Source organism: Streptomyces sp. NPDC059455 (genome assembly GCF_042750115.1).
Lineage (GTDB): Bacteria > Actinomycetota > Actinomycetes > Streptomycetales > Streptomycetaceae > Streptomyces > Streptomyces endocoffeicus.
Map to the genome: position 1 here is coordinate 5,674 of NZ_JBHYVB010000110.1, position 4,810 is coordinate 10,483.

The window sequence follows — 4,810 nt, forward strand, 5'->3', positions numbered from 1 at the left end:
GCGGCGCCCGCGCGCCCGGCGGGGGGGGGGGGCGCGCCCCCCGTGGGCGGGAAGGGGCGGGGAGGGGAGCAGCCCGCCGCAGGCGTCACGATCCGTCGGACACCCCTAGCCCCGCTTGAGGACGAAGTAGCCGGACGTGGAGCCCACGGGCGTGTACGAGCTGCCCGGGTGGAGCTGCCCGGCGTACTCGATCACCTGCCGCTCGGTGCGCTCCGGCGGCTCCTGGAGGGCTATGTAGTCCGGCTGTACGTCCCGGGTGGCGCCGACCCACAGCACCCGGCAGCGGCTGGTGAGCCGGCTTATCGGCCCGACGTTGGCCTCCACCGTCGCCCCGTCCGGGATCCGGTCCAGGAGTCGCTCCACCGCCCGCGTCTGCGGCGACTTGTCGTATGTGGCGCCCTGGGTGAGGCCGTAGAGCGGCATGGAGGACGACAGCGCCAGGGCCGCGCCGCACACCGCGGCGGGCAGCTGACGGGCGTACGAGGCGAGCCAGGGCCGGTGGGTGTCGCGGACCCGGTCCAGGGCGTCCACCAGGGCCAGCAGGACGACCGGCATCAGCACCGCGCTGTAGTGCCAGTCGGTGCCCCAGTAGTGGTCGTCGTGGGAGAGGAAGCGCCAGCCGAGGGTGGGTACGGCGGCCAGCAGCAGCGGGGAGCGCAGCGCCAGCAGCCCGGTGGTCGGCAGCAGGATCCACAGCAGGGTGCGCAGCGCGGTGCCGAACGGGATCGTGCCGGTCTGGTCACCGCCGCTGCCGACCTTGTCCCAATAGTCGTACGAGCCGGCGCCGTTGAAGCCGGGGATGACCACGCCGAGCGCGAGCGCCGAGACCGCGACGCCGAAGCCCATGAGCGCGACGGCGAGCGGGACGGCGCGGGGGCCGCGCTCGGGGTCGCGCCGGGCGCGGATCCAGACGACCGCGCCGATCGCGGCCACCGTGGCGCCCATGTCCTCCTTGACGAAGACCAGCGGGGCGGCCCACAGCAGCGCCGGGTACCAGCGCCTGCGGATCACCGCCTCCAGGGAGAAGGCGATGAGCGGAACGGCGAAGCAGATCTCGTGGAAGTCGAAGTCCACGGCGCGCTGGAGGCCCCAGGACACCCCGTAGGCGATGCCGATCGCGAGCCCCCGGCCGCGCCCCAGCAGCAGGGCGGCGACGCGGGTGACGGGGACGGCGGAGACGGCGAACAGCGCCGCCTGCGCGACCAGCAGGGTGACCGGGCCGGGGAAGAGCCGGTAGACGGGGCCGAGCAGGGCCGTTATGGGGCTGAAGTGGTCGCCGAGGATATTGGCGCCGGGGCCCTTGAGATCGGCTATGGGGGCCTGGAAGTGCGCGTACGCCCGTATCGCCTGCTCGAAGATGCCCAGGTCCCAGGACATGGTGGCCATGCGGCGGTAGCGGCAGACCGACAGTGCCGTGAAGGCGGCGAAGAGGGCGAGGGCCAGCCAGTACGGATCGGCCCGCGGCTGCCGCAGTACGCCTGCCCTCGCGAGGAGCCGGGTACGCCCCCTGATGATGGCGGTCGCCCCCTCGGCGCCGGTGCCGGGCGGAGCGGTTGCGGCCGTGTCCATCCAGGGTCCTTATCGTGTGGGCGGTCTGTGCGAAAAGATACGCGAAGGGGGCGGGAAGGTTGCAGGGACGGTTTCGCATACCGATGCGAAGTTCCGCGGCGGTGCTGGTCGCGCTGCTGGCGGTCGGCGGCTGCAAGGCCGGTGACCAGGACGGCAAGGGCGCTGACGAGGGCGGGGGCGGTCCGAGTCGGCCCGCGGCGTCCGGCTCGGCCCTGGCGGCTGTGTCCTCGCTCACAGTCAAAGGCCGTGCGCCGAAGACGGGTTACGAGCGAAGTGAGTTCGGCAGCTCGTGGGTGGACACCGACGACAACGGCTGCGGGACCCGCGATGACATCCTCAAGCGGGACCTGAAGGACGTGAGATTCCGCGACGGCCACTGCCTGGTCGCCTCGGGCACGCTCACCGACGATCCGTACACCGGCCGCGATATCCGGTTCGTCCGGGGCCGCAGCAAGGTGGACATCGACCATGTGGTCGCGCTGTCGGACGCCTGGCAGAAGGGCGCCCAGAAGTGGGACCGGGACAAGCGCCTGGAGTTCGCCAACGATCCGCTCAATCTGATCGCCGTGGACGCCTCCGCCAACCGCCGTAAGGGCGACGGCGACGCGGCGACCTGGCTGCCGCCCAACAAGGCGTACCGCTGTGACTATGTGGCGCACCAGGTGGCGGTGAAGAAGACCTACGGGCTGTGGGTGACCGGGGCCGAGAAGACCGCGATACGGCGGGTGTTGGGCGGCTGCCCCAATACGAGGCTGCCCGCGCGCTAGCCTGCCGGGGCCGGGGGCGGCCAGGAGGCTGACCAAGACCGTGGTGAATCGTTGTCCAAGCAGTGGCCTAGGCCGCGCCGACTCCATACCATCGATCAACGCCAGATCGTTTGTCGCGCCGCACGATCTCTGCCGGGAGGCTCAATGATCCGCCGCCGTACTGCGCTCACCGTCTCCGCCGCGTCCGCGCTGCTGCTCTCCGCGCCGCTGATCACCGCGTGCGGCGACGCCCCGCGGCCCGGTGCCGCGGCGGTCCTGGACGGTGGACGGATCACCGTGTCCCAGCTCCAGGCGCAGGTCAAGGCCGTCCGCCAGGCCCAGGGCAGCGACCCGAAGGCGGCTCAGATGGTCGCGGGCAGCGGCCGGCTGAGCCAGGACACGCTGATCCGGATGATCCAGTTCCGGGTGATTGAGCGGGCCGGTAAGGACAACGGGATCAGCCCCAGCCGCCGCGAGGTCCAGCGCGCCCGCTCCGCCGCCGAGCAGCAGAGCGGCGGGGCCACCGCCCTGCGCGCCCTGTATCTCCAGCAGGGCATCGCGCCCGGCGGGATCGACGAGGCGGTCCGGATGGACCTCACCCGCAACGGCCTGCTGCGCAAGCTGGGCACCTCCAAGGTCAACGAGGTGTTCACCCAGACCTCCAAGGCGCTCGACATCCGGGTGAACCCCCGCTACGGAAAGTGGGACAACACCCAGGGCACCGCCGTCCTGGCCAAGGAGGCCTGGCTGCGCACCTCCGGCGGTACCCCCGAGCAGGCGTAAGTTACGTTGCAAGGGTGACCGCACCCGACTCGCCCGTCCCCGCCGACGCCGCCGCCCCCACCGGGCGCATCGTCCTTCTCACCACCAGCCACCGGGTGGCGCCCGGACTGCTGTCCTGGCCCGCCTGGCAGGCGCTGCGCGGCGCCGACCGGGTGCTCTCCGGCGACCCGGACCATCCGCAGCTGCCCTATCTGCGGGACGCGGGTGTCGAGGTGGAGCCGGGCGCACCGGGCGCGCGCGAGCTGGTCGACTACTGCGTGGCGGAGGGCGGCCGCACGGCCGTCGTGATCACCTCCGCCGAGGGCGAGTCCGAGCTGACCGACGGGCTGGCGCGGCTGGCCGGATCCGGCCGTGAGGCGATGCCGGACCTGGAGCTGCTGCCCGGTTCCTACGATCTGCCGGGCGCGCGGCTGCTCGATCTGGTGCAGGTCATGGACCGGGTCCGGGCCGAGTGCCCGTGGAGCGGCACCCGGACCAACGAGGAGCTGGTGAAGTACGGCATCGAGGAGGCGTACGAACTCGTCGAGGCCATCGAGGAGGGCGACCGCGAGGCGCTGCTCGAGGAGCTCGGCGATGTGCTGCTCCAGGTCGTCTTCCACGCCCGGATCGCCCAGGACGACCCCGAGCACCCGTTCTCGATCGACGATGTGGCGGGCGGCATCGTGGACAAGCTGATCCACCGCCATCCGCATGTCTTCGGCGACGAGGCCGCCGAGACCCCGGAGGACGTCCAGCGCCACTGGCTGCGGACCAAGGCGGCCGAGAAGCGGCGCGATTCGGTCACCGAAGGGGTGCCGCTCGGTCAGCCCTCGCTCGCGCTGACCGCCAAGCTGGCCTCCCGGGCCCGGATAGCCGGGCTCGACGTGGCCCTGCCCGACGGGGCGGGCATCGGCTATGAGCTGCTGGCGCTCGCGGTGCGGGCCGAGGCGGACGGCGTGGACCCGGAGGCGGCGCTGCGCGCGGCGGCCCGCGCCTACCGCGACGCGATCCGGGCGGCGGAGGGGTCCGCGGGGCGGTGACGCGGGGGGCTCCGCGATGACACGAGGCTCCCCGATGACACACGGCTCCCCGACGGCGCCGGGCAAGGCGTGACGCCCATGGGGCCGGAGTGATATCCGGACCGGTCCGGGTACCCGGCCGCCATGGATACGTACACCGAGGATCTCGCCGTGACCCGGGACCTGCTGGTCGGGACGGGGCCGTTCATCGTCGGGCTGGTGGTCGTGATCCTGTGCGTCGGGGCCGTGTGGTGGGGGATACGGGTACGGGCCCGTGAGCCGGTCCCGCCCCAGCGGCCGCAACGCCGAGCCGGTTCCTGGCAGAGGGCCCAGGAGGCCGACCATGAGGCGCGGGCGGCGGGCCATGGCCCGGGGCACCAGGACGACGAGGACCGCGTCGGCTATGTCACCCAGCACCGCGAGCCCGATGAGCTGCACCGGGACGGCGGCCGCCGGTTCCCGTCCGAGCTGGGCGGCTCCGGGACCCGCGACTCCGGCAAGCGCGGCACCGAGGACCGGCCCACCTGGCGCGAGGGTGGCAGCGGCTCGTTCGGCAACGGCTGAGCGGTATGGGCGCGGGGTGCGGGCGCGTACGACGACGAGGGCCCGGCACCGGTGGCGTCCGGTGCCGGGCCCGCGGACCCCCGTGCCGCCGGAACACCCAGACCGGCACCCGCGCAGTCACGTATACACAACAGACCCTGCCGACGCAAT

The 4,810-nt window shown here is 72.9% G+C and carries 5 protein-coding genes; 4 read left to right on the plus strand and 1 reads right to left on the minus strand.

Annotated features, from left to right (window positions below; translation table 11 throughout):
* Positions 1–105: 105 nt before the first annotated feature.
* Positions 106–1,569 (minus strand): DUF2079 domain-containing protein, encoded by a 1,464-nt coding sequence (locus ACFXB5_RS32145; protein WP_385214423.1) that lies wholly within the window; start codon positions 1,567–1,569, stop codon positions 106–108.
* Positions 1,570–1,652: 83 nt separating this feature from the next.
* On the opposite strand from ACFXB5_RS32145, the gene ACFXB5_RS32150 reads away from it, so the two are divergent.
* The 4 genes from ACFXB5_RS32150 to ACFXB5_RS32165 all read left to right on the plus strand — a co-directional run bounded on the left by ACFXB5_RS32150 (position 1,653) and on the right by ACFXB5_RS32165 (position 4,660).
* A complete protein-coding gene (locus tag ACFXB5_RS32150; RefSeq protein ID WP_385214426.1) occupies positions 1,653–2,336 on the plus strand; it encodes an HNH endonuclease family protein in 684 nt (227 codons plus the stop codon).
* A gap of 144 nt (positions 2,337–2,480) precedes the next feature.
* Positions 2,481–3,098, plus strand: a complete 618-nt coding sequence (locus ACFXB5_RS32155) for a SurA N-terminal domain-containing protein (RefSeq protein ID WP_385214429.1) — start codon at positions 2,481–2,483, stop codon at positions 3,096–3,098.
* A gap of 14 nt (positions 3,099–3,112) precedes the next feature.
* Entirely contained in the window at positions 3,113–4,117 is a 1,005-nt protein-coding gene (locus tag ACFXB5_RS32160; RefSeq protein ID WP_385214432.1) for a nucleoside triphosphate pyrophosphohydrolase, read from the plus strand.
* A gap of 123 nt (positions 4,118–4,240) precedes the next feature.
* The gene (locus ACFXB5_RS32165; protein WP_385214435.1) at positions 4,241–4,660 is read left to right on the plus strand and encodes a DUF6479 family protein; all 420 of its coding nucleotides are present in this window, start codon (positions 4,241–4,243) and stop codon (positions 4,658–4,660) included.
* Positions 4,661–4,810 lie beyond the last annotated feature (150 nt).

Excerpts from the sequence above, each read along its gene's own strand:
- ACFXB5_RS32150 (WP_385214426.1), top strand. The coding sequence starts at position 1,653 with ATGCGAAGTTCCGCGGCGGTGCTGGTCGCGCTGCTGGCGGTCGGCGGC.
- ACFXB5_RS32145 (WP_385214423.1), bottom strand. The coding sequence starts at position 1,569 with ATGGACACGGCCGCAACCGCTCCGCCCGGCACCGGCGCCGAGGGGGCG.
- ACFXB5_RS32155 (WP_385214429.1), top strand. The coding sequence starts at position 2,481 with ATGATCCGCCGCCGTACTGCGCTCACCGTCTCCGCCGCGTCCGCGCTG.
- ACFXB5_RS32165 (WP_385214435.1), top strand. The coding sequence starts at position 4,241 with ATGGATACGTACACCGAGGATCTCGCCGTGACCCGGGACCTGCTGGTC.